General features: G+C 43.1%; 18 protein-coding genes and 1 pseudogene. 3 read left to right on the forward strand and 16 right to left on the reverse strand.

Annotated elements, in window-relative coordinates; all coding sequences use genetic code 11:
* Positions 1–168: 168 nt before the first annotated feature.
* Both EL173_RS10240 and hflX read left to right on the forward strand, forming a co-directional pair.
* A complete protein-coding gene (locus EL173_RS10240) occupies positions 169–1,053 on the forward strand; it encodes a diacylglycerol/lipid kinase family protein (protein WP_005692886.1) in 885 nt (294 codons plus the stop codon).
* Between the two features lie 277 nt (positions 1,054–1,330).
* Entirely contained in the window at positions 1,331–2,626 is a 1,296-nt protein-coding gene (gene hflX, locus EL173_RS10245) for a GTPase HflX (protein ID WP_005692884.1), read from the forward strand.
* A gap of 232 nt (positions 2,627–2,858) precedes the next feature.
* On the opposite strand, the gene EL173_RS10250 is transcribed toward hflX, so the two are convergent.
* From EL173_RS10250 to EL173_RS10300, 11 genes and pseudogenes are all read right to left on the reverse strand, one after another.
* A complete protein-coding gene (locus EL173_RS10250) occupies positions 2,859–3,824 on the reverse strand; it encodes a polysaccharide deacetylase family protein (RefSeq protein WP_014571452.1) in 966 nt (321 codons plus the stop codon).
* A gap of 140 nt (positions 3,825–3,964) precedes the next feature.
* Positions 3,965–6,290, reverse strand: a pseudogene (locus EL173_RS10255) (LTA synthase family protein).
* Between the two features lie 289 nt (positions 6,291–6,579).
* Positions 6,580–7,629: an EpsG family protein gene (locus tag EL173_RS10260; protein WP_015764572.1), complete on the reverse strand. Its 1,050-nt coding sequence runs from the start codon at positions 7,627–7,629 to the stop codon at positions 6,580–6,582.
* A gap of 75 nt (positions 7,630–7,704) precedes the next feature.
* A complete protein-coding gene (locus EL173_RS10265; protein WP_005692876.1) occupies positions 7,705–8,343 on the reverse strand; it encodes a CpsD/CapB family tyrosine-protein kinase in 639 nt (212 codons plus the stop codon).
* Between the two features lie 61 nt (positions 8,344–8,404).
* On the reverse strand, positions 8,405–9,097 hold the full coding sequence (locus tag EL173_RS10270) for a YveK family protein (RefSeq protein WP_005692873.1): 693 nt from the start codon (positions 9,095–9,097) through the stop codon (positions 8,405–8,407).
* Positions 9,098–9,183: 86 nt separating this feature from the next.
* Positions 9,184–10,623, reverse strand: coding sequence for an O-unit flippase-like protein (gene wzx / locus EL173_RS10275; RefSeq protein WP_005714649.1), 1,440 nt, complete (start codon positions 10,621–10,623; stop codon positions 9,184–9,186).
* Between the two features lie 14 nt (positions 10,624–10,637).
* Complete coding sequence (locus EL173_RS10280; protein ID WP_005714650.1) at positions 10,638–11,774, reverse strand: glycosyltransferase; 1,137 nt, start codon at positions 11,772–11,774, stop codon at positions 10,638–10,640.
* Positions 11,775–11,826: 52 nt separating this feature from the next.
* Positions 11,827–12,792 (reverse strand): glycosyltransferase family 2 protein, encoded by a 966-nt coding sequence (locus EL173_RS10285; RefSeq protein ID WP_005692867.1) that lies wholly within the window; start codon positions 12,790–12,792, stop codon positions 11,827–11,829.
* A gap of 260 nt (positions 12,793–13,052) precedes the next feature.
* Positions 13,053–14,834 (reverse strand): hypothetical protein, encoded by a 1,782-nt coding sequence (locus EL173_RS10290; protein ID WP_014571454.1) that lies wholly within the window; start codon positions 14,832–14,834, stop codon positions 13,053–13,055.
* A gap of 194 nt (positions 14,835–15,028) precedes the next feature.
* Complete coding sequence (locus EL173_RS10295) at positions 15,029–17,104, reverse strand: GW dipeptide domain-containing protein (RefSeq protein WP_019728281.1); 2,076 nt, start codon at positions 17,102–17,104, stop codon at positions 15,029–15,031.
* A gap of 124 nt (positions 17,105–17,228) precedes the next feature.
* Positions 17,229–18,716: a glycosyltransferase family 39 protein gene (locus EL173_RS10300; RefSeq protein ID WP_014571455.1), complete on the reverse strand. Its 1,488-nt coding sequence runs from the start codon at positions 18,714–18,716 to the stop codon at positions 17,229–17,231.
* A 273-nt stretch (positions 18,717–18,989) separates the two neighbouring features.
* On the opposite strand from EL173_RS10300, the gene EL173_RS10305 reads away from it, so the two are divergent.
* On the forward strand, positions 18,990–20,030 hold the full coding sequence (locus tag EL173_RS10305; RefSeq protein ID WP_005692862.1) for an acyltransferase family protein: 1,041 nt from the start codon (positions 18,990–18,992) through the stop codon (positions 20,028–20,030).
* Positions 20,031–20,141: 111 nt separating this feature from the next.
* On the opposite strand, the gene EL173_RS10310 is transcribed toward EL173_RS10305, so the two are convergent.
* From EL173_RS10310 to EL173_RS10330, 5 genes are all read right to left on the reverse strand, one after another.
* Complete coding sequence (locus tag EL173_RS10310; RefSeq protein ID WP_005692861.1) at positions 20,142–21,134, reverse strand: glycosyltransferase family 2 protein; 993 nt, start codon at positions 21,132–21,134, stop codon at positions 20,142–20,144.
* Between the two features lie 70 nt (positions 21,135–21,204).
* Complete coding sequence (gene wecB / locus EL173_RS10315) at positions 21,205–22,347, reverse strand: non-hydrolyzing UDP-N-acetylglucosamine 2-epimerase (RefSeq protein ID WP_014571456.1); 1,143 nt, start codon at positions 22,345–22,347, stop codon at positions 21,205–21,207.
* A 206-nt stretch (positions 22,348–22,553) separates the two neighbouring features.
* A complete protein-coding gene (locus EL173_RS10320; protein WP_005692859.1) occupies positions 22,554–23,408 on the reverse strand; it encodes a hypothetical protein in 855 nt (284 codons plus the stop codon).
* A 246-nt stretch (positions 23,409–23,654) separates the two neighbouring features.
* Positions 23,655–25,055 carry a sugar transferase gene (locus EL173_RS10325; protein ID WP_005692858.1) on the reverse strand — a complete coding sequence of 467 codons (1,401 nt, stop codon included), beginning with the start codon at positions 25,053–25,055 and terminating at the stop codon, positions 23,655–23,657.
* A gap of 117 nt (positions 25,056–25,172) precedes the next feature.
* On the reverse strand, positions 25,173–25,913 hold the full coding sequence (locus EL173_RS10330; RefSeq protein WP_005692857.1) for a glycosyltransferase family 32 protein: 741 nt from the start codon (positions 25,911–25,913) through the stop codon (positions 25,173–25,175).
* Between the last annotated feature and the right edge of the window lie 21 nt (positions 25,914–25,934).

Raw genomic sequence — 25,934 nt, forward strand, 5'->3', positions numbered from 1 at the left:
CCACACCGCGTCCATCGTAGCAAAAAGTTGGCACTTACTATGCTGGCAGTAAGTTAAGTAGCCATCGTAACAACGTGATAAAATTAATTGTAGAAATTGGTTTTTGCATAGCTGCTTCGACTTATTTTTAAACAATCGTTGAAGACTCAGAATATTAGGAGGTGCCATATGCTCAGCTACACGATCATTTATAATCCTGCTTCCGGCCACGCTAAAGGCCCGACTGCCGCCGAACAGCTCAAGGCCAAACTTGAAGATCGCCAGCGGCAAGTCTCCATGGCACCGACCAAAAGTGCTGATGACGCCCGAAATTTTGCTTATCAAGCCCAATCGGATATTGTTGTTGCAGTTGGCGGAGATGGCACGATTAACCAAGTCGTTGCCGGGCTCGCACCGCGCAAACAACCGCCAACACTCGCTATTTTACCGGAAGGCACGGTCAACAACCTGGCTAAAGTCCTGCATATTCCGTTGCTGCTGCCACTGGCGATCAAGAACATTCTAGAAGCCAAGCCGCAGCCATTAGACATTGCACAGGTCAATGATCGCTACATGGTAAGTACCCTGACACTCGGCGTTTTAGCCAATGCGGCGTTGTCCGTCACTCAAAAAGAAAAACGCCATTTTGGTCCGATCATCTACTTATTAAAGGGTTTTAAAGTTTTGGCCCAACACCAACACTGGATCCTACACTTGAACAGCGCCCATAATCACTGGGAAAAAGACACCCAATTTCTGCTAGTCAGCATGACCAATTCCGTTGGCGGTTTTACGAATGCGGTGCCAGATGCCGCCGTGGATGATGGTCATCTGCACGTTTTTATCGCCCCAAAACTAACCTGGTGGCGCTCACTACTGGCCATCCCCTACTTCATCACCGGCAACTTTCAGAAACTACCCGGCATGACGTATTTCGCCACCGAGCAACTTACCATCGAGGCTCCAAAAACGCTCCAAAGCCGGGTTGACGGCGACCCGAGCACCAAGACGCCGCTAAAATTGACTGTCATCGCTGACCATATTCAAGTATTGGCCCCACCGGTGGGAAAATAATCTGGAAGTGCCGCATATGAATGACTTATTGCATTTATATCGCCTACTTTTAAGTTGCGCAGTTTCAACGGCTTTTGACTGTCGTGCTGCTTTTTTTACTAGCCTGAACAGTCCTCGAATAGTCCGTTCTAATAGTCTTTCCAAAATTCCCGTGTTACACTAGACTTATTCAAATGAGAGGGGTGAATCGCCATGCGGTTACGCAAGGTTGCACCATGACTGTCGATTCGTTAGTACCGATCTGTGGCGATAACGCCCGGATCTATGAAAGGAATTTATGACTGAACAAATATCTAATGAAGTAACTTCTGAAAATGTACTGATTGCTGGCATTTCGCGGCAACAACCTGACTTTGACTACACCATGACCGAACTCGGTGAATTAGCCAAAGCGGATAACTACACCGTTGTCGGCGAAGTACGGCAGAATCTCGATCGCGCAGTAGCGGCCACTTACTTTGGTTCCGGCAAAGTAGACGACATTCGCCAACTGGCTGATGTCCGCGAGGCTTCAACCGTGATTATCAACGATGAATTATCGCCTTCACAATTGCGCAATCTTGAAAAGCAGACCAAACTGCACGTGATTGATCGCACGCAGCTGATTCTCGATATTTTCGCCGACCGCGCGCGCAGTAAAGCCGCCAAAACTCAGGTTGAAATCGCCCAATTGCAATATGCGTTGCCGCGGCTTCATCCCAGCGCCAACCGCCTCGACCAGCAAGTCGGTGGCGGCGCCGGATTTGCCACGCGTGGTGCCGGTGAAACCCAACTTGAACTCGATCGTCGGGTGCTCAACAAGCGCATCAGTCACTTGCGGCAAGAACTCAAAGATGCCAGCGTCGGCGATCAAGTACGCCGCGCCCGTCGCGAAGACAACGCCATTCCAGTTGTTGCATTAGTCGGCTACACAAATGCCGGCAAAAGCACGACCATGAACGGGCTGCTGCAGCTTTTTGCGGATCGCCCGGAAGACAAACAGGTCTTCGAAAAAGACATGCTATTTGCCACGCTCGATACCAGTGTTCGCCAAATCACCTTGCCTGATAATCGCAAATTCCTTCTGAGCGACACGGTCGGTTTCGTCTCCAAACTGCCGCACAACCTCATCGACAGCTTCAAAGCCACCCTTGCTGAAGCTGCCAACGCCGACTTGCTCATTCAGGTAGTTGATTATTCCGATGAGAATTACCCGGAAATGATGGCCATCACCGAAAAAACGCTCCGTGAAGTCGGCATCACCAATATCCCGATGATCGAAGCTTACAACAAAGCCGATTTACGCGAAGGCACCCGTTATCCGGAAATAAACGGCCAACGCCTCGTCTACTCGGCTCGTGACAAACGCTCGCTCCAAGCCCTCACCGATCTCATCAAAGCCAATCTCTTCGGCCAAGATGAAGAACACACCTACCTGATCCCATTTGATCAAGGTCAGCTCGTCAACTACCTCAATCAGGAAACTGTGGTCAAAACCACTGACTACACGGAACACGGCACGCGCATTACAGCCGTTGTTAACCCGGTTCAAAAAGGTAAGTTGGCACGGTTTGCGGTAAAAGAAGGCGTTTAATTTACGCTTCAAAGCAAGACAAAAACGCTTTGCCTTTCCCTGCTTAATAATTGTAAGCAGGGGTGGCAAAGCGTTTTTTTGTTGCAGTACGAGTCGCGGTGTGCTTAGAAATCGGGAAAATGCAGCCCTGATCACAGCGAAGCCACAAGTAGCCTCTTAACGGAATTTCTAAATTGAAAAACGCCACTTAAAATGTCAAATATGAATTTCAATCAAGCTTCTACAAACCCGACTACTCCAAAATACCGAATTTATACCCGTTACTGCGATAATACGCAATAATCTTGGGCAGTGTTTTAACGGTTAGATCCTTCCCCACGGCATCATGCATTAATACAACGCGTACGTGGCTGTCGGGATAAACCATCAAAGACCGCAAGTGATACTGTAGCATAGCTTCCTCTGTTTTCGGCGCTTGTGCCGGACCCAAAGCATCCCCAACTGCCGCGTTCCAATCGATCCAATCAAGTCCTAAGCGAACTAAACCAGTATCAGCTCCAGTCAAGCCTTTCCAACTAAAATGGCCACCCGGATAGCGCCATAGGTGAGTATTGAAATCGGGTCCCAAAGCTTGTTTCACAGCAGTCTGCTCTGTTTTAGCCTCATTTTCAATTGCCGATGTTGCACCCACTCGATTCGGATAAAGCAAATTGTAGTTGTGTGTCATACTGTGCAAACCAATTGCATGTCCGGCATCATACTCAGCTTTCAAGACCGGTGTCGTTTCCGGCGAAAGTTGGCGACCCACAACGAAAAAGGTACCATGAACGCTTTCCCGATTAAGAATATCCAAGACTTGAGGAGAAATGATGGTATTCGGACCATCGTCAAATGTCAGGAACACGACTTTTTCTTTGATGCTGCTAGTGTTTGGGGCGGTCATCTCTTGTTTGACTTGAGCGATGGGGTAAGCATACGGGTCGGCTGCAGGAATATGGGTACGCCCAGAATTCGATTGTACCTGCTCAGACGACTGCCGCCGAGCCGCCTCTTGTTGGCGACGTGATGCCGCCTGCTTGCTAAACATGCTACGTTTTGATTCACTTATACGAACCGAGGCGTAATGGCGGCTAGCACTAAGCGACTTCGCTACATTAGTCTGGTGATCAACATACAACTTTAACGAAAAACAGATTATAACGGCCAATACCGCAATTAGCGCAAGGCCCCACCCTAACAAAAGATATTTGTGTTTCACGCTTACCCTCCACATTGTGATCAAAGATTATCCGAAGTTGAGTTTACCATGAGACACTTAAAAAAACGGTAAAATGGTTTTCTTTTAATCAAGTCATCATATATGTGAGTCGTTCCCGCAGATAAGCACCAAACCCAATATCATTTAAGTTTTGCCTGATTCAGCATATAATTCGATTTCAAATAATATTGAACATCATCGAATTTCTTAATGACCGCCTTCTCACTTTTATTTGGCTTTGTCGTAAGCTTATTGTCAATCATATAATGATTTTTTTCGCCAAAAACAGGGACTTGTGCCTCGAGATCTTGCAGCACTTGCATATACTGTGAACCTTTCCATCCCACGTGTGAAAAGATTTCCGGAAGAACAAACATAGGACTCATGGTCTGTCCTTGTCCGGAAAAATCCTTGGCCATCAATTTTTTGGCCGCCTGATTAGACCACATGACGTAAGGTGTATTGTAATAATTCTCGTAGCCTTCCCGTGTCGACTGCTTCAAATTAACACCAAGCATTTTATATGTTGAATTCTTGTCGCCGCCCCATGGATTATGATCACCCCAGAAGGCTAAAACAACAGGTTGATCTAGTTGATCTAGCTGATCCTTAAGTTCCAAGAGCGCATCCGAAGTCTCTTTAATGCCAGTCAGGTAATTGTTAATGATGGCGTAATCCTTTTTGTTATATCCCTTTTTCCACGGTAGCAATGTGTCGCCATCAAAATCAGTGCCATATGGACCGTGGTTTTGGATCGTGACTGTTTGATTAAAGAATTGCTTACCATTTGCGTTTACGGCTTTCAATTGCTTGACGAGATCAGTAAACACTTCTGAATCAGGAACAACGTCCACATTAGCAACATTCTTGTCATAATAGTTTTCTCTGAAGAGTGTCTTTTGGAAACCGAGATATCGATCAATATTTTGGCGATTATAAAACCATGCATCGCCCGGGTGCATAAATCTGGTGACGTATTTTTGCTCATTGAAATAATGAACAAATGAATTAGTCATACCATTAATGGGGCTTAAATCCGCAAAACCGGTCAGCACCTTGCGTTCCGTATCCACAGTTCCACCACCAAAAATTGTGGTCGTCAATTCACCTGCCATACCTTCAGATGCTACCTGATGAAATCCCGCGTAGACAGAAGGATCGATATCCAATTGATCCCACTTAGAAAAATCTTGGAAAGCTTCCAGCTGAATTGTAATCACGTTCACGCGCTTATTGGCAGGAATATTTTGGTACTGATATTGAGTCAGCGCCGATTTGGCACTTGCGGCATCATAATTCTCAGGCGGAAGTAACCAGTCGTTTTTAACTGAGTGAATAAAAGAAAACATGTAGCCATTAACAACATAGCGATCTGCATCTGGTCCCCAGGGGTCATTGTTCGCCAAAGTATAATAATCATCGACTAAGTAGTACCGATGAAGCATGAAAGCCGATCCGACCATCACAAGAACAAGTGCGATTATGCGCGTATTCCAACGAATCATCGCAGGTTTAAGAAATAGACCAACGATGATAGTCAGTATCAACAAGCTACCAATGATAAAGAAGTACTTTACCGGTGGAATATAACTATATCTTGAACCCATATTGCTAGCTTCTGATGCCAAAGAAATATCTGCAAATTCGAAGGGATAGTCACGATATTGCAACATGAAGTAATTAACCATAGCAACAATAATAGCTAGGGCTTGCCCGACAAAAATTGCCAATTGCACCCGATTAAAAATCAAGTAAGTTACGAGCATGACAACGAAGATCGGCAAAATGTTGAACAAAACCAAACGTGCACTTGAAAAAACAAGGAGCGTTAATTTTAAGTCGTAGTCACCAGATGCCAAGTAAATCGTTACGATGCCAGTTATGATAGCCATGATTAAAAGGACAAAAGCATTTCTTAAAAATAGCGCAATCTGGTAGCGATTAAAGCCTTTGTAGGTTTTAAAAAGACGGTTGTTAGCCTCAATGCGCGCACTTTTCTCCAATCCAGTGTTGCGCACGAATAACCGATAAAACCGTGGTGATACCACTAGCGAATGAGGTGCCAAAAATCCCATCTTAGCCTTAAGCGTTCGTGCTTGAGGAAGAAGATGTCCATGATCATCAATATCCAGTCCAACATGGCGGCTATCTGGGGTTACCCAGTTAAGCAAAAAGTCCGGCACATCAGCTACCAACCAAGTATTCGCTTTAACACGCCGATGAGACCGTTTACTTAAGCGCTTACCGAATTGCCGCCAACGTTCTTCTGTTAATGAAACGCTTAACAAATAATGCCAGAAAACAGCTTGATACTTTAGCTCCTCAATTTGCTTCAGTTTAAATCTCAGTTCGTTTAGAAGTAACGGCAAAAGAATCCAACATCGGATTGGGCGATATCGTAAGTAAAAAAAAAAGGACAGCTACTTTGATATTTAACCGACTAAAACGTGTCTCAAGATCAATCACAAACACAAACCTCCCAAAAAGAAATCCATCCCCAAATGGACTTTAATAACCACTTATAATTTAATCGCATTCAGTTCATAAAATTAATGGTATCACGTCTAGTTTACAAAAGATACTTTAAAAGATATCCCTGTCATAATATGCAATTTTGCACTGAAATGAAAACCGTCTTTTTAAATACAAACAAATGTTAATAAGCGAAAAAACTCAAGCCAGAGTCAGTGTACATCTTTAGAACGTGAAAACCCCCAATTGTCGACAATGGCGACAATTGGGGGTTAATCGAAAACTAAAAAGCCATTTGATAAGGAATAAAGGTCTTATATGCACCACTGATTAAGAAGATTAACACAAAGATGACGCCACAAACACCTACCATTGCTAATGTTCGCGTCTTTTTTGGCATAATCGAAAAGACGATGGTAGGCAAAACAACCGTCTCTGTGGTTGTTGCAATTGTCGAAAGTCGCCCACCAATTGTTGATAACTGTGACAAAGACAGCAATGTTAAGGTGGCAAATAAGTAAACCAACATCAGGAACTTAAACTTGTCTTTGCCACCAATCAAGGCATCCGCAACAATACCACGTTGTAAAATATAAAAACCGGTTATACAGATCAAAACCTGCATAAGGGTTACCGGGTCAAATAAACCCGCTGATAAATAATTAGCGTTTGTGACGTACGGTGCATAGCGTGGTAATGTGTGCACAATGATCACACTTAAGATTTTAGGAGCAATAAAACCTCCCGCTGCACCCAGAACAAGAAAACCAAGCACCCATTTAAAAGTGATCTTGCGAAATAGAAGCCAAAATGGATATATGAGCAAAAAGAATAGAGCCGAAACATGGATCGTTGCTGATAAACCAACTACCAACACAAATGGCAACGGCTTCTCATCGTAAACAAACTTTAGTGCCAACATGCAAATGACACATACAAGTGACGCACGAATCTGTCCCATATCGCGCATAAAGAAAAAGCGACTCATATAATATGCAATCGGAATGATCGCAGGCCGAAAGTATTCTTTAGCGAAGCAATAAAATAAGACTAACGTGACCGTTGCCCAAGCTAAAAGGAAAAGCCAAAACGGTGCATGAACCAAGTTGAAGACATTGCGCAAGAATAAAAATCCAGGTTCGACTTGACCAGCTGAATAATCACCCGCATAGATTGTCTTGTATGGCAAAAAATCATTACCAGTTTCATATCGCAAACCTGCAACAACAGCAAGCATGAAGACACCCAGCCATGCCCAAACGGACGACATTGTCACACGTCCGAGTAACATGAAGATTATCATAATTGCAAAGAGACCTAAATAAAAAGCCACAACATCATTCTCCTACTGCCCTTTATGCGATCAACGTTTCATCATTTGCCGATGAAGCCCTCTGGTTTACCACTGTTAAGCTTGGTTTAACACAGTCCCGATTAAAGTAGCCGGTAACTGTCGAACTTGGGCAATTGTCTGCGCTACACGATGCTTAGAAGGGCCATTAGCCTTGGTAACAATCACAACACCTGTTGCAAGCTCGGCAATTAAGCCCGCTTCACTAGCATCAGCCATCGCCGGGCCATCAATTAAGATTAAATCAAATTGATGTCTTACTTGATCAAGAAAGGTTTTAAATGAAGATCCTGCCAGTAGCTTGGCCGGATCACCAAGCTCACTGCCAGCAGGGGCTACAGCGAGTTGTTGAATCTTGGTGTTAATAACAAGATCGTCAACGTTAACCGCCTGAGCGTCATTGACATGAATCAGGGAAGAAAGTCCTTCAGTATCCTTAACGTCAAACACTGAAGCTAAAATCGGCCGATGTAGGTTACCTTCGACCAACAACGTCTTTTTACCTTCCATTGCAAAGCTAGCAGCAAGATTAGCTGCCACGTAAGATTTACCCTCACCTTCTGTAGCAGAGGTGATAAGTAAAACTGGCCGATCAGACCGACTCATCTGTAACGACAAGTTATTTCTGAGTGTCCGAAATTCTTGGCTAGAGACGGACGCATCACTCACAAATTGATGTGCAAGTTCATTTGTCATGGAAAACTCCTTTAAATTAAACACGATCAAGTCAAAACCGTTATATCATACAGAGATCAGTTCATAGCTTCTTCGTCGAGATAACACCAAGAACCGGTGCTTTTGCGACCTTAATCAGCGTCTCTTTTGTCTTAATAGTTGCCTGTTTAATTTCTCTAAGAACAATCCAGGCAAGACCAACTAAGAATCCTATAATCGCACCAATCACGATGAGGACAAGCGGTTTGGTACCTGCAGCAACATCACTAGGTTCTGCTTTAGCTAAAATTGTAACGGTATCTGTATGATTCGTAATTGACGAAATGGTCTTTTGAAATGCCGCCGCTACCTCGTTGGCAATTGACGCAGCATCATTGGCATTTTTTGCCGTTGCATGAATCGAAAAGGCACGCGAATTATCTTCATTGTCTACCTTAACCTGTTTTTGCAAATCACCACTACTAATTTTCAGCTGTTCTTTTTGAAGTAATTGTGCAGATGCTCTATCATAAACAGCCGCTGTTTTAAACAAAGATTTACCAGTAGCCAGTAACTCCGAATCATATTGGTTTTGATTTAAAATCTGGCTCAGTGATTCAGTATTATTCTTCTGCTGATTGACAACGGCCAGAGCAGTTGATGAATAAGACGGTTTCTTGACACCATAAGCATAACCGCCTGCGATCACAGCGCCCAGCAACAAAGTGCAAAGTGCCAACCACCAGTTCTTTCGAAGTGAGACCAGCAATTCTTTCATACTCAATAAGTTATCCATGATTCCTCCATCATAAACACATTTCTTAATTATAGACAGCCGCCTTCATTATTTGCGTTTTCATCATACCGCAACATCGGCAAAAGTCATACGTTTGATCCAGATTTAAAGAAATTTGCAAAGGTTTTTCCCCACGCGATGGTACCTTGTTTTATAGAGGACAAAAGCGTGCTATCAATCATCTTATAGTAATAACTCGGCCAACGCCAGTTATTATAAGCGGCTTGAACTAGAATCGGGAAGAACAGCAGAAAGTAAATGTTACCATTCGTTAATTCAAGCCCCAACCATAAACCTACCAAGTTAGCACCCGCAGAAATAAGAAAAGCCTTGGTATAGGGAATAATGTTTGCATTAGCAATATAAGAGGCATGAACCGAGTGTTGCTGATAAAGAAAATAATACAGGATTAATGGTAAAAAGACTTCCAGTGTCGGGACAGAGGCGGGCTTGATCAACTTCAGTAATGGGAAAATCACTAATAGCGTCCCTACCGATGCGATAAGAAAAAGCCAAACATAGGCGGCAACGGCTTTGGAAGTCTTATCGCGGATAGAAGCAAAATCTTGTTTAACAAAATTTGACTGTAAAATCGGATTATAGGCGCCGTTGATAGCAGAAGAGGCAGTTCCTATTGCAGACGCAAATTGGACCCCTACCGAATAAACACCCGTCACGGACAGAGGTAAAAAGGCTCCAGCCATCAGTGACATCCCCTGAGAAGTTACATAATTAGACATGCTGACAAGGCCATCACGCCAGGTATTTGGCCAGATAAACAAAAAGATTTCCTTAATTTCATGCCAATTCATGGGTGACTTCAGTACATCACGATGAGATCGAACCTCTTCATCTTGCCAGTAAAAATGACTGCAGATGGTTCGGAAAATAATACCATACATCACCAGTCCGATAACTGGTGATAGAATGGACGGATAAATCAGAAAGCCACCAAATGTTAGCAGAATCTGGAGTGACCGTGAGAATACCTGTGCCTTATTGACTGAATCGATTTTACCCGATCCGCGAAGCAATGCCGAAAAATAGCCGAAATACAAGTTTAGGAAAAGCGAGAAACAAAATACCAGCCATGTCCACTTATATTCAGCATCTGGTAATTTGCTGAACACAAACGCGTTCATATAAATGGTCCCGAAAATCCCAACCAGCACAACGGCAACTATCGCTAGAATCATATAAATCGCGCGGGCAGCGTGAATCGTGGAGGCCAATAAATGATAATTAATCACGGTATGATCATGTTCCTTATCTACCCCACGTGATTTCAGCGTTTTGGCTCCTGACCAAATATAAGCAATATTACGGGCAAACGCCGGATCAAAGCCAAAATCAAACAAAGCAATCAGGCCGTTGATGCTTAAAATCAAATACCAATAGCCAATCTCTTGCGAATTAAGGAAATGAAAGATGATTGGTAGCAATAAAAAGTTGCTTGCCATCGAAAAGATCGTTCCTGCATAACTCCATACAATGCTTTTTCTTGTCACTTCAAACCGATTTGGCAATTTGCTTCCTCATTTCACTTAGTTTCAAAACTTGCATAAATTCGTCGCAGTCGTTGTTGCATCAATGGCCACGCGAATTCTTTTTGGTATATTTGTCGCATTAAAACCGCTTCTTTGGCCCAATCTTGGCGCTTGTCAACAAGCTCCTGCAACCCAGCCGCAATACCTGACTCAGAAGGTTCGCAAACCGCACCAAAACCATATTTGGTTAACCAGTTCGACATACCAGACCGCTTAATCATTAACAGCGGTTTTCCCAATTCCATAGCTTCAAAGAACTTATTTGGTGAAGCATAGAGATGATTTTTAAGGACGGGATCATAAAGCGCGACTAAGATATCAGCCGTTTTCTCGATTCCGTTGACTTTCTCGTAAGGCACAACGCCTAAATAGTCAATTCGTTGATCGCGTTTGGCCGCGTCCGCAAACATATTTTGAAATTGTCCTTGGCCAGCAACGGTTAATGATAGCGCCGGATTATTTTCAACGGCACCTAACAATTCCGGTAAGCATCGGTACGGGCTAAGTCCACCAATGTATACGATTCTAAAGCTCGTTTGTTTTGGATTTATAACCTCGGCATCTGCAGCAACTGAACTATCTAATGGCGAATTGTAGATCACAGCCAGATTTTTAGGCTTAGCAGGTTCAATTTGGCGCCGGCGGTCTTCAGAGCAGATTAGCGTCCAATCCGCCGTTGCCATTGTCACGTTCTCCCAGTGAACGACCATTTTCCGATACCATTCAGGATAATTGCGCGTGTCAGGTGCATAGTCGAAGATATCATAAACGAACTTTGTTTTTGTTTTCTTAACAACCTTTGCCGTCACATAACCGGTATGCACATTACATGCCTGAACCGCATCGTATTCGTGTAAATGTTTACGAAGCCAGCGATACAAGAAGGCTTCAAAGCGGATGAACGCAAGGACCTTAAAATATTTAAAAGAATACGACAACTTGATTCCAGTGAAGATGGCCTTCAGTTTCTGACCGTCAAATTCAAAAGTATCGGTCGTCATTCGACCATGTGGCTCCTCCCGCCACCCAAGAATTGTCACATCATGGCCGGCAGCCTGCAAAGCGGCACTCTCTTTTAATAATCTAGAATCATCATCCACATGTCCCGTAGACACAAATAATATCTTCATGGTTCCTCCTGATCCACTCACTCTCTTCGCATAGAACGTCTGCATCGCAAAGTTAATAGACGTATTTTAGCAAAAATGGAAAAATATCCAAAACTCTGAATTTGTAAAGCAGCATCTTAATGACCAACTTCTTGTCTTTCTTGTATAGCATTAACTTTTTAAACGAATATTGGGCCATCTTGTCGCGGATATGCCGCTTAAGCCCAAGGTCGTTTGATGCCGCAAGATTTTGAAAATAAATCGACAACCGTCTCCTCAGTATGTATTCATCAACATCTTTATTTGCGGCAACATCACTCGAACGTAGCACGCGTTCGACTTCATCGACCACCTTTGCATAATCGGTTAACTTCTCGGTGTTAATCTTGTGAGCAATGGAACCTGCATGCTGGTAGTAAACATACAAAGCATCGTGTAACCGATAAATGTTATTGGCACGCAGCAGAATAGGCAGGAAAAAGGCCAAATCCTCGGCATACTGTAAATTCTCGAAGCGTTCAGTGCCGATAAGCTTTCTTGCAAATACTTTGTTATGCGGAAATCCACCGATAGGATCATGGGCACCCGTCAACATTTCATGTAAGATGTCAGCAAGCTTAGTCTTCTCAGCTTTCTTCACTGCTGGCGCCTCTTTTGGAACCTTATCTTTTTCGACCAATGAGAGATAATCAAAGACGAGCAAATCAAAGCCGGTGCCCTTGATAACCCGTAGAATGCGATTGACTGCACCAGGAAGAAGTACATCATCGGCATCTATAAACCAGACATACTTACCATTAGAATTGTCCAGACCAGTATTACGTGCAAATGCCACGCCACGGCGATTTTCATCAATTATGACAGTGTCGGCATGTGTCTCATGATAATGCTGTAACAAACTCGCACTGTTATCAGTCGAGCCATTATTGACGAGGATGATTTCTACCTCAGGTGGCACTTCACCCAAACTTTTAAATAGTCTCGGTAAATACTGTTCACTGTTAAACACTGGAATGACGATACTCAATTGATAATTCATGGTGTCCTCCGGTTATGATGGCTGGATCAAAGCTTCAAATGACACTCATTATTCTTTGTCATGCAACAGGAAAGCTGCTGATCCAGGCCATAAAAATAAAGCCTGCACACTGATGGGTAGACGTTCTGCCGCAATATGTTGTGACTTTCTTGAGCATTATACCACAGCCCTACCGCTTTCCTGCGACAAACCTAGCAACTTAAGGCAACCTTACATTAGGCGACAATAGCTTCTCCTCCGTGGTATGCCAATGCTTCTCACTAAATGTCATCATGTCGGCGTCGGGACGAATCCGCATCTTCTCCCTTAACGCTTAACCACTTCATATTTACCAAAAAAATCCTAAAGCCACCATAAAGAATAAGCGCTAAACACGTCAAAATATTTATGATTCCTGCTATATCAAATAACCTAGACGGCTGATAGCCAAGCGTCACCTGGTTGCTTCCCTTGCGAGGCGTTACGATGAGTGCACCAATATTACTCCGATGATATTCTGACCGCGACAACAGGGTACCATTTAACATCACTGTTGAATGTCGATATACAATAGCCGGAATCAGCACTGATTTTCGGCTTTTTGCTTTCCACTTATAAACAACTTGACTATCAGAGTTAACGCCTATGACTACTTTTAGTGGATGATTCAAAATCTGACTTTTATAAGCATCATAAGCAAAAAGGGTGTTGCCGGTTTGTGTTACAGGTAGGTAGTCTGGCGTATTTTTGGTAATAACGCTAAAGACGTGTGACTGATCATAGGCATGATTGAACAAATCTCGAATTTTACTTTGATCTTTAATGGTCGAGTCAGCGCTAACAGCCAATTGATCCCCTCTCCATGCTGATGCCTTTTCGTTAACCCACGTATAGCCATTAATCAGGTTTAATCCCGCAAGACTAATAAAAGCGGCGGCGATTAAGCGCAACTGCATAAAGTTACCACGCCCGAGTTTCTGAAGTGACAAGACTGCCCCTAAAATAATCATCGTCAAGGCAACCGCATTAAACCGCTGAGGAAATTGAATTGTTTGAATGACAGGGAAATGCTTTCCTATGACATTCCACGGAAAAAGTGGCGAACTGAGCCAGAGAAATAAAAGTCCGTCAACATTGATGATTTTTTCATACAAAGCAAGGTTTTTCCAACTCAATGCCGCAAAGACCAGTTGAATCACGACAACAAATGACAGAATCAAGCCAAAGTCCAAACGTGTCATATTGCCCAGCGATAATTGTGAGGCGCTCCCGATCAGGTCTTTAACCCGGTACGGCATAACCAGGCTTTCGTGATGTAAATCAATCAATGCGGCCAACGTTGCTGCGTTTAGTCCCACCGCGATGGCAACAGCCCCACCTGCAGCTAATAATGTTCGGTAACGATCCCGGGCGAGATAAAGACCCGGAATAAAGAAAACAACCGCGCTTAATACATACAGTAAGGCTGTAAAGTTCTGAACTGCCAGTAGACTTCCAGCAGCCAAGCCAAAGAGAACCGGGTTTATCGGCCGATCATGATTCCTCACCATCCGAATTAATGGAATGGTGGCGAAAGGCAAAAGTGCGGCCCCCCAACCTCTTAATGCTGTGTCTGTGACGTAAAACATGACTAGTGGCGTACCCATGTATAGCACCGCTGCACCAAATGCTAATTGCCTTTTGACCCGACAATAGCGTGCCAAAAAATACATGCCGCTTCCCGCTGTCAGTAAACATAAAAAGCTTGAGATAATCTGCGCTCTAAACCAAGTTTTAACCAGAATTAAAATAAAACCGTTTAAATAAGCAAACGCACTTCCATAAACAGCATTAACAACCCGTCCTGACTGCCGAAATGCATAAATCGATTGGAAAAAGTTGAAGTGGCCATTTTTAATTTGCATTGCGGCTTCATAAAAACGATTCCATTGAAATTCCCAATCATCTCCAATTGCCATTGCATGGTAATTAATCTGCGGAGCTAAGACAACGAGTGCCATTACAATAATCCCCACGATCCATAAACCATCACGCTTCCATTTTACGCCCCTGATTTCCTGCATCTTTATTGTCCCCATCCTCTATCATCTCGTCTAAGATCTTCAATGATAATAGTTTACACGCTCAGAGTAGAAAAGTGTCACGACCATTAACAACCGACCGACTTAACAGAAAAACACCTTGTAGCCGCTGATAACAATTCTACCAGTTATTACAAGGTGTTTAACGTAGAGCCGGTTCTAAAAACCCCTGACGCTTATTTAACTGTTAAACCACTTTTATCAATCCAATAGGTCTGGCCATTTGCAAATTGTACCTTAACATAGGTGCCACGATCTGTCTTTTGCTCAACAGAGGCATGAACCTGCTGACCGTCAAACCGCTTTGCATTATCATTACCACCCAGTGTTGTAATACTGGTATGGTATGGACCGTCCACATACAAGCCATCAGTACGGGTCTTCTGATTGATAACGGCACTATAACTAACGCTCTTTGTAGATAGAATTGGACTTAAAGACGAAAAACTCGTTAGTGCCAATTTATCAGTCCAATACGTTTTACCATTTCCTAACCTAATTTGAACGTAGGTTGAGTGCGTCGGACGCGAAGTTGTCGCTTCGTTGATGACCTGCACTAACCGGCCATTTAATGATTTGGTATTGGCATTACCGATCGCAGTCGCAGCGGATGTATGATATGGGCCTTCCTGATACAAACCATCGGCGCGATGAGTCTGATCAACTATGGCAAGATAGCTTACAGACTTAGTAGTAAGAATCTTATCGTAACTCGATGTCCCAGTCGCTGTCGTCGTTGTCAAGCCGCGTTTGTCAATCCAGAAAGTCTGGCCATTCGCTAATTTAACTCGATTATAAGTTGTACCACCGGCTCTAGTTGTAACGGCTTCAGCAATCACCTGAACCTTTTGACCGTTATACTTAGTGGCATCACTGTTACCACCAGATGTTTCAACTGAGGTATGGTAAGGACCGGCAGTATAAATGCCATCAGCACGCCCCTTTTGTTGAATCGTGGCCGTATAATTCACAGCTTTATTTGAAACAACTTTATCAAACGAAAATTGTGCCGTCCCGTTCTTGTCAATCCAAAAAACCTTGCCATCTTGTGCTTTTACCTGTACATATGTACCTCGAAATGTAGTGGCCTCAGCTTGTACATGCACAGACTGGTTATTATAGTTAACACCGTCAAAATTAGAAATGGCAGTTGTTGCACTCGTGTGATAAGGCGCAGCAGTGTAAATGCCATCTTTTCGCGTATTCTGATTGACAATCGTGGCATCATAACTTACTGCTTTTGTCGAGGAAATTGAATCATATGCAGGGGCCGGTGGCGTTACCGCATTGGGCTGTGTAAATAAGCCTGTATAGTCAACCGTGACATCAATTGACTTTGATGCACCGGGCAAATAGGCTAATGAAGAATACTGCCAAGCGCCAAAGTCCTGATTCCACATTGAATTAGCACTTGGCGTATAAGGATAATCCGCAATCCAGGTGCGGCTTTTGCCGACTGTATTGATAGCAGCATTAGAGTATTCATAATATTTACCGGTGTATAAAACGTGATGTGTGTATCCACGCCGATTAAGTGTTTGCCAAAATGCATTTAAATTACCGCCAACATCGCCACTCACGTCATTTCCTTCAACGTCCGCCACAACATTGACCTGCTTACCCACATTTAGCTTATCTAGTGTGTTAGCAAAATGATTAGCCTCTGCCACTGCATCAGCACTTGACCCGAAGCGACTGTAATGATACATGGAAACCGTCATACCCGCATTCCGTGCATATTGAACTTCGCTTGCAGCAAATGGATTTTGGTAATTGGTTCCTTCCGAGGCCTTAACAACGGCACCTTTTACGCCAAGTGAACGTAGTGTATTAAAATTCGCTTGCGTCATCCAACCTTGATAAGACGCAATATCTACTACGTCTGTTCGCGGTACCGATTGATTACCAATCGTAAAACTCATCATGGTCAACGGACTTGCAGCAAACGTCTGAATATTTGCCTGTGCCGCAGCCTGCGTTGTCGTATCGCCATTTTGAGCACTCGAGAAAGTTCGGACGCCGTTTGCAGCATTGGTATTCGGCATCCCCGCGCCACTTTCATTAGAATGCTGATTCATATCATGGAAAGCCGCTGCTTGGTTTTGTGTTGACTGCGTGCTTGTGCTCTCATTAGTGTCAGCAGATACACTGACTGGTGTCCCCAATACAAGTTGTGAAAACAAAAGTGACGAAGCAATCGCAGCAGACGCCCAAAATAACTTATTTTTCAAAATTTTCTCCTTTGACCCCATAAAAACTCCTCCTAGAACGAAACCTTAAACACAGACCATTATACATGGACCACGACAAGTTTTAAAGAAACATTCTGATGACAAAAAAATTTGTGGCTCAAGTACTGACGATTCTTAAAGACAATCAAATTCGGTGATCAGAAATCTCACGGTCGAAAGTTCTTTTCTGAACCTGAACAAGCCATTGGTAAAGTGTCGGTACCGCCAACAAGAATAAAACATAATACTGTTCAAACCGATATCGCGCCTGAGTTTCCATAAAAATATAAGCAAAAAAGAACATACCAAAAACAAGCGCCGGTAAAAGGTAGCTCATTCGCGTTGTCACCCGTTTTTCCGTTAAAACACGCTTGAAGGTCCCCAAAACCGTGCTGGAATAAATAACTATCCCTGAAAAGTTCAAAGATGAGATTAGTAACGGATGGCGATCCAGGAAATGTTGATTACCGCCAAGATTATATTGATTATCGACATTTCCAATGAAGCCTGTGAATCGCTTCATAACTTCCTGAATATCGATGCCATGTGTAAAGGCATTTCTTAGTTTCTCGGCAGCCGCGTCTTTATAAAGTGCATAATCGAAGTGATAGGCCTTCAAATCATAATAGAGCTGTGACTTTCGGGCACTTGTCGTATACTTGCCGCTAACGCCTTTCCCGGTCAGACCAATTAAGAACTTATAGTAAGGGTTCCCGCCTTTGATCCCGTATGGTGCAATACCCGAAAGAATAAACAGCTGATTAATGGCCCACCCAAGGATCCAAAAGCAGCTTAGAAATAAGACGGCCTCACCTAAACGTTGCCGACTTTTTTGCTGAATCGCTTGAATAATTAAGGCAACCAAAATCGCCATTGCCACTACCACCGCAGTCGGACGCAAAACCTGGGCCACTGCGATGCAAATAGCCGCTATTAAAAGATTCAGCCAAGATCGACGTTTAAGAACAAAGTATATCGCTAAGGCTTCCAACAACAGACCCTCGTGTTGGTTATTAATAATGCCGGCGCCAATGAAGATAAATGGGAAAAATGCAAACAGCCCTGCCCCAAAAAAAGCAACATGACGATTTGAAAATAGCCTTAACGTTTTATAAAGTGTCAGAACAGTTAAGGTTATGACCACCATTTCAACAATTTTAAAGTATAAAAGACGATCACCAAACACGCGCATGAACACTGAAAGATAATAGGCATAGCCAATCTGGAAATTATAATATCTAAAGTAATCGCTAGGCTTAACTGCTTGGCTCTTAAAAGTCCCATTGACAATATCACGCGCACCTTCAAGCAATACCTGATAGTCACTGACCGGCTTTGTTCGATACACATAATTCCAAAGTCCCAAGAAAATAATCGTGATCCCTGCCAGCAAAAATAGAGCTTGCCAATCAGAGAGGTTAACGGTACTTAGTTTAAAAAGTAAAAAAAAGGTGATTACAACGCCCATACCTCCCAGTACAAAGGCGGGTGTTCCCCAAGCAGCTCCTTCTACCACCTGGATTTTAAAAAGACACAATAGGCAGAATATGAAGACCCCAACAAGCAGGTACCTTGCCAACCGATTAATAAACTTATTAGAATCTTCAAGAATAAGTTCAACACGCTGTTTCACTTTATGTATTTCCTCCAATTCTCCTCGCAATCTCCAAAGTATGAGGTTCTCGTTGAAGCTTGTAATTTCAATATAATCCCGACTTTAACGACGCTTCTCCAAACAGTCATCCCCCAAAATGCTTTCATTATGCCGCAGCCCCTGAAAAGGTCTTGGTGAGCTCATCACGACTTATTTTGCCACGGATGAAGTTTCAAGATTGCAACACCGCCATGTTATACTACTTTTCGGATGTTGCTATTAGATCAATTCGGCTAAGGAGGGATATTGGCAGTGGATCTTATTTTGTTGCCATTCATCGGTTTTATTTTTGCAAGTATGCGCCCAAGTCAAAATCTTCAGGATGGGCATTTGGGCAAAAACGCTACCAACAACCTAAAGGGTATTAGTATCATTTTCATCATTCTGCACCATATCAATCAAGAGATCGGTGAAGTAGGCGGGACTTTTTTTTCGTCTCGCTTAACGCTTGCAGGCAGGCTTGGCGTTGCCATCTTCTTCTTTGTCTCAGGTTATGGCGTCATGCGTCAGTATCAGATAAAGGGATCCACTTACTTAAAGAATTTTTTATCACACCGAGTGTTACCAATTGTGGTACTTTATCTGCTTGCAATGGCGATCATCTTTCCGATTAAGCACCAGTTTATGGGATTGACACTGGCTCAAGCGGTTATTTCAATGACTGATGGGGCGCCGTTCGTAAATGACAGTTGGTTCGTGTTAGCCATCATCTTTTTCTATGTTGTTTTTTGGATTTCTCTTCGAATTTCTCATGGACATCCTTTACCTTTGTTTTCCTGCTTATTCCTTCTTACTGGTGTTTATATGGTTTACATCGGAACAGAAGGTATGGGCGAATGGCTTATCAATGCCGCACTTGTATTCCCTGTAGGCGTTCTTTTTGCCTTTTATGAACAACGCCTTGTTCCTTTTATTCGCCGATATTATCTACCCTTGACATTAATAACGCTAACAATCTTCGCTCTGTTCTTCACTTTAGACGAGATGCATGGGCAAATGCGTTATCGTGTGGTCAGTGAAGTTTTCTTCGCGCTATCTGTCATGATGATTAGTTACCGAGTTGAATTCGTCAGTAAAATCTTCTTAATAAGCAGCGCGTGGTCCCTAAACCTATATCTCTACCATCCCTTTATCGCCGATTGGCTATATAGCATCGATGCAATTGGATCACACAGCGTTGTTTATACCATTGTGGTAATTTCATTAAGTTATCTGGCGGCCGGCATCATCGCGTTGTTACAGTTATGTCTTCAGCGGCTAAAAAGCAGGCGTCTTAGCGTTAAAACAGTCTGAACATGGATCCTCATTTTCAATTCAGATGCACTTACCCGTGATTATTGGTAGGTGCTTTTTTTCCGGCTTGTTCGCATCTACAAACCATTAATACCTTGACGTTGAAGAACCTCACTTAAGCTTTTCAGACTCGTCTTTGGTATGGCGCTCTTCACTCTGCCATGTTTGTTGACTAATAATAAAACGGGGACGGTGTTTACTTTCCAGATAGGTCTTACCGACATACTCACCAATAACCCCTAAGCTTAGTAACTGAATGCCTCCCATAAATGAAACAATACAAACAATAGAGGCCCATCCGGCAACCGTGGCCCCGCGAAAAGCCATCAGAACTGCCCAAATGGTTCCGACAAAGCCGAAAAGACTGACAATGCCTCCAAGTTCGGCAATAAACACAATCGGTTTGATAGACAGACTTGTGACGCCATTAATTGCCAACGCCACCATCTTAGACAGGGAGTAATGGCTCTTTCCTGCTAGCCGTTCATGCCGTTGATAGTAAACCGAGGTGCTTTTGAAGCCAACAAGTGGAAACATTCCGCGAAGAAACAAATTGACTTCCTTAAAATCTGCCAAGTGTTGAAGCACTTTACTACTTGCTAAGCGATAGTCGGCATGATTGTAAACGACATCCACACCCATGAGACGTAGAAATCGGTAAAAGCTCTGAGCACTTACCCGTTTAAACCATGAATCACTTTTTCGATCGGACCGAACCCCATAAACAACCTCACAGCCATCTTCATAAGCCGTCAACATGTCGTTCATAGCATTGAGATCATCCTGACCGTCCGCATCAATAGAGATAGTCACGTCACAGTGGTCTTTAGCGGTCATTAAACCAGCCAAAACTGCATTTTGATGGCCCCGGTTTCGACTTTGCTGAATGCCTAAAAAATGGTCGTCCGCTTGCGAAAACTCCTGAATCAAAGACCATGTGCGATCTTTTGACCCATCATCGACAAAAAGGACACGGCTATTTTGCGCAATCCGCTTTTTCTGAATGAATTCAGTTAGTTTTTTTAAAAATCTAGGCGCCGTGATCGGTAAAACTTTCTCTTCGTTATAGCAGGGTATTACGATCCACAATACTGGAAGCGCCATATTCGTTCCTCTCCTTCAATCACACTCGCCGCCGCAAAAATTTGCAGTGGCGAGTGTGATGTTTATTCTGCTACTTAAATGCTACCGGGCGAGTTGCCTTTTTCCCAAATTCATATAAAATAGCGTCTAAAATGCGCTGTGAAGCATGGCCGTCGCCATAAGGATTCTTGGCTTCGGACATTCGCTGATATTCCTGATCATCGTCCAAAAGTTGCAACATTGCAGTCTTGACAGTCTTTGGATCTGTTCCCACTAATTTAAGTGTACCCGCCTGAACCCCTTCAGGACGCTCCGTTGTACCGCGAAGCACCAGGACCGGCTTACCTAGGGACGGTGCCTCTTCTTGAACACCACCGGAATCCGTCATGATGAAATAGCTACGTGCGGCAAGATTGTGAAAGTCAACCACATCAAGCGGTGCAATCAAATGAATTCTCGGATGATGACCCAGTATTGAATCAGCGGCTTCCTGTACAACCGGATTTAAATGGACAGGATAAATAATCTCAATATCTGGGTGTGTTTCGACAACTTCTCGCATCACTTTGAATACTCGCCGCATCGGCTCGCCTTGATTTTCGCGACGATGCATGGTGACAAGAATCATTTTTTTGTCCGGATCAATTAACTCAAGTACTTGGTGGTGATAATCATCCCGAACAGTTTGGTCCAAGGCATCAATAGCCGTGTTTCCGGTCACAAAAATCTGTTTTTCCGGGTGATGCTCTTTCAAAAGGTTGGTACGACTCTGCTCGGTTGGCGCAAAATACAGGTCGCTCAAGACATCCGTTAACTGGCGATTCATTTCTTCAGGGTAAGGACTATATTTTTCCCATGTTCGTAACCCAGCTTCAACGTGGCCCACCTTGGTCTGCTGATAAAAAGCAGAAACACTAGCAGCAAATGTTGTGGTCGTGTCGCCATGAACTAACACAATATCTGGCTTTTCCTTTGCAATAATCTGGCCCAATTTAAGTAAAACGTTGCTTGTGATATCTGCCAATGTTTGTCGAGACTTCATAATGTTTAAATCGTAGCTAGGCTGAATATGGAAAATTGAAAGCACTTGGTCAAGCATTTCTCGATGCTGGCCTGTCACTACAGTAACTTCCTCGAATTCATCACTTCGCTGCTTAAGTCCCAAAACGACCGGCGCCATCTTGATTGCTTCTGGCCGGGTTCCAAATACTGTCATAACTTTGATCTTTGCCAAGTCGGCACCTCATTCTTTTTTTGATTAAACGACTAATGTTGCATTGCAAGAATAATTTTAAACTCAGAAAAATTATAGCAGATTATTCAATAGGAATCTAAATTCCATCAGCATTTGCAATTTGCTACAGAAGACTTAAAGAAAAATAAAACCTCCACCAAATTGTAGAGGTTACATTTGTCAGTGCTGCTTAAATTGTTAGTCTGTTAACGTGTCGCTGTTCCTTCTTGAATTGTCTTTATTGGCTCAAGCCCGGAAATCATATAAAGCGCATTGCCTTCTGTCCAAGTAATCTGATTCTGACGAACATTAGCGTTTGTCACCGTTAGATCAACGGTGCCGCGCTGATCTGGCACCGGCAACGCATGGCTGGCAAACCAAGCGACAACCTGTTTAGCTAATGGTAAAGGATCCTCCCCGTTAATGGCAGATGCCTTAACCGTCACGATCCATCGACCCTCTGTCCATGTCAGGTAAGTTGATCCTGCCGCTCCCTGGCTAGTTGCTTCAATACCGTCTCCAAGCGCCACTTTTGGAAGGCTGGCAGTTGACTGGGATACCGCTACTTGTGCTTGCGCATCAGAGGCATTTGGATAAGTTTTTTTCTGGATGGCCAATTCCGCATTTATATTCTGCAACGTTGGATCGTTAAAGGGCAGTGCGACGCTTCCCGGGCTGAAGAAAATCGAATAGTTGCTTTGATCACCAGTAGCGAAAATATTCAAATATTGTGACTCGGCAACGGCATATGAAGATGGCCACTTAGCTGAGGCAATTTGATTAAAAACCGCCTTTTTCAACTTTGCATAACGTTGCTCAGGCAAATTCTTGCTACTGGAAGAATCTGACGCCTTACTTCCAACCTGATTGCTGCTACTGAGACTAGCACTTTTCTTTGAGCCATTAACCCCGTTGCTTTCGCGATTCGCCGACGCTTTAGTGGACTTGTTTGTCTGACTAACATTACTTGATGCTTTTGCATGGTTATTCTGACCAGTCTGACCGCACCCCGCAACGGTCAAAAGTAACGCCAAAGGCACTATCACAAGTAGCTTCTTCATTTCCCGCGCCTCCCTTTTTATATAACTTAATTATATCCCCGAATTCAAAATAATTCATTGCCGTCACTCATTTAATTAACCTGAATTGATATATAATCCTTGTCGAAATTAATGGTGACTAGGTACCACTACTCGGAATTTGCATTGAGAAAAAACAAAAAACGGATATTGGAGGTGGTTTTTCCATTCCAATATCCGTCACCTGTTTGATTGACGCTAAATTACAAACGTTGCCAATTTCCTGCATTAGGACAGATGTGTGATGTCTTGTTGAACGACTAGATCATGAAGCTTCTGCCGTTCTGGTTCAGTATCCTCTTCAAGTCCTTGCGAAGAAACTTTGTCGAAAAGAATCTTAATGGTTTGCAACAGAATACGCGCGTCCAGAAAAATACTATAAGTTTTGATATATAACAAGTCAAACTTTAGCTTACTATGATAATCGGAAGCATATTTACCATAAACCTGCGCATAACCTGTGATCCCAGCACGAACGTTGTGCCGTAAATAGTAATGCGGCTCTTGCTGATTAAACTGATCAACGAAATATGGACGTTCCGGACGTGGCCCGACAATGGACATATCACCTTTTAAAACGTTAAAGATCTGTGGCAACTCATCCAGTCGGAACTTGCGCAAATATTTACCCACTGGCGTAATCCGCGAATCATGAGCCTTGGCAAGGACTGGTCCTGACTTTGCTTCCGCCGTAGCTGACATGGTTCGAAACTTTAAGATTTTAAATTCTTTTTGGTTTAAGGTGATGCGCGTCTGCTTATAGATAATCGGGCCTGGTGATGATAATTTAACCAAGATCGCCGTTACAAGCATAAACGGGGAAGCAACCACCAACATCAAAAGTCCGACAACAATGTCGAAGATACGTTTCAGAATCGCGCTTTCAGGCTTAATTCTGAATTGAGTTATTCCCATGACACTTTCATCTTCAAAGTTCATTAAGTTTGGTCGCAGCATCATTAAGTTATCAAAGGTTGACGGCAATAGAATTGTCTTCTCTTTTTTAATAATAATATCAATGATCTCACGGCGTTGTTCGTCCGGTAAGCTCTTGGTGAGATAAAAGATATCCACTTTGTCAATGATCTTCTTAGCATTCTCAACAAAATGGTCTGAAACGACGTAGGTAACCTTGTGCTTATTATTCTTTGCTGAATGGAAGTTCTCTAAAACAGCAGGTAATTCATGTTCATAAGACAACACTGCTACTTTGTAATTACTTGTAAAGTGAATATACATGTAGTAGATGAACACTCGCCAAATGCCCAAAATCAAAATGCTGAGCAGGAAAGAATAAGCTAAGACTAGTCTTGGGAAAGCGAAGAAACGCCCCATAAACGTAATCATAGTTAGTCCCAATATCGTGATTGTCTGGGCAAGGACCGTGTTAAAAATAATGTCACTGATTCGCCGATTATAATAAACATAAACGCCTAAGAAGAAATTTACCAGTAGAAAAAGCAGCGAGATATAGACTGCCGATCCTTCATACATTTTAAAGTTCCACTCAGGAATATCAGATCCAAACCGCCAGTAAAAGGCGAGTAATATACTTAAATTAAAAAGACCGACGTCGCCGATCATTGTTAACAGCCGTTTGAAGCCATTCCATTCGGCACTCTGTTTCATACAGCAACCCTCTCAATAAATATCTTTGGTCAAAAACAAGCTCACTCATTATAGCATACGTACAGAAAATGTCCGCCATGTCGGTCATTTATCGTGGAAACACCCAACAACGGCCTCTCAGCGTTGATAAGGTATCCCATCACGCTCAGCACTTTTTATACCTCGTCGCGCAGAAATGTCAGCCCATAAATATGGGAAAACGGTTTTAAATGCATGTTTCAAACGCCCACGCATGCCCAAATTAGCACTACCCCATGAATTATCAAAAAGATGCTCCATATAGTTTGCATTTGAGTTACGACTGGCATATGTAAAGTAATCGCGCGGATAAACCGTAATTTTCGGCGCCAATTCCTGACGCTGACCGTTCATCCGAAAATCGGGGTATAAACGCATCAGGATTTTCGTGACAACAGGATTACTGGTCATTTTCTGCATGTCATCTTGTAAATCCGGAAACTTCCGACCTGCGTATACATCTAAAATCTCAGCTAACAGCGGTGTTTTGGACTCTGCACCTATAAAAGACGTTAGGATACTATTATCATACTGAAATCCCCATACCATTTTTTGATTCAAAAACGGCGCAAGGTCCTTCTTGACAATCATATCGGTATCCAAATAAAAACCGCCGTATTGGTACAAAACTGCGTACCGCAATTCATCGGCCGCATAACCCAGTTTGCCCGCCTGATACATTTTTTCCGAAAATGCATACTTGCTTAAGTCAAAATTCTTATCGTTCCAAAACTTAAACTCCCAATCAGGAAGTTGTGTTCGCCACTCGTTAACGCGCGCTTCAATAAATGGCGGTGGCGTCGTTCCAAACCAAGCATAATGGATAATTTTAGGAATCATAACGCTTCTCCTTTTCTGATT

Source organism: Lacticaseibacillus rhamnosus (assembly GCF_900636965.1).
GTDB lineage: Bacteria > Bacillota > Bacilli > Lactobacillales > Lactobacillaceae > Lacticaseibacillus > Lacticaseibacillus rhamnosus.

Coding starts and splice junctions, on each gene's coding strand:
- EL173_RS10240 (WP_005692886.1), top strand. CDS start 169: ATGCTCAGCTACACGATCATTTATAATCCTGCTTCCGGCCACGCTAAA.
- hflX (WP_005692884.1), top strand. CDS start 1,331: ATGACTGAACAAATATCTAATGAAGTAACTTCTGAAAATGTACTGATT.
- EL173_RS10265 (WP_005692876.1), bottom strand. CDS start 8,343: ATGACAAATGAACTTGCACATCAATTTGTGAGTGATGCGTCCGTCTCT.
- EL173_RS10270 (WP_005692873.1), bottom strand. CDS start 9,097: ATGGATAACTTATTGAGTATGAAAGAATTGCTGGTCTCACTTCGAAAG.
- EL173_RS10280 (WP_005714650.1), bottom strand. CDS start 11,774: ATGAAGATATTATTTGTGTCTACGGGACATGTGGATGATGATTCTAGA.
- EL173_RS10285 (WP_005692867.1), bottom strand. CDS start 12,792: ATGAATTATCAATTGAGTATCGTCATTCCAGTGTTTAACAGTGAACAG.
- EL173_RS10290 (WP_014571454.1), bottom strand. CDS start 14,834: ATGCAGGAAATCAGGGGCGTAAAATGGAAGCGTGATGGTTTATGGATC.
- EL173_RS10295 (WP_019728281.1), bottom strand. CDS start 17,104: ATGGGGTCAAAGGAGAAAATTTTGAAAAATAAGTTATTTTGGGCGTCT.
- EL173_RS10310 (WP_005692861.1), bottom strand. CDS start 21,134: ATGGCGCTTCCAGTATTGTGGATCGTAATACCCTGCTATAACGAAGAG.
- EL173_RS10320 (WP_005692859.1), bottom strand. CDS start 23,408: ATGAAGAAGCTACTTGTGATAGTGCCTTTGGCGTTACTTTTGACCGTT.
- EL173_RS10325 (WP_005692858.1), bottom strand. CDS start 25,055: ATGAAACAGAGTGCCGAATGGAATGGCTTCAAACGGCTGTTAACAATG.
- EL173_RS10330 (WP_005692857.1), bottom strand. CDS start 25,913: ATGATTCCTAAAATTATCCATTATGCTTGGTTTGGAACGACGCCACCG.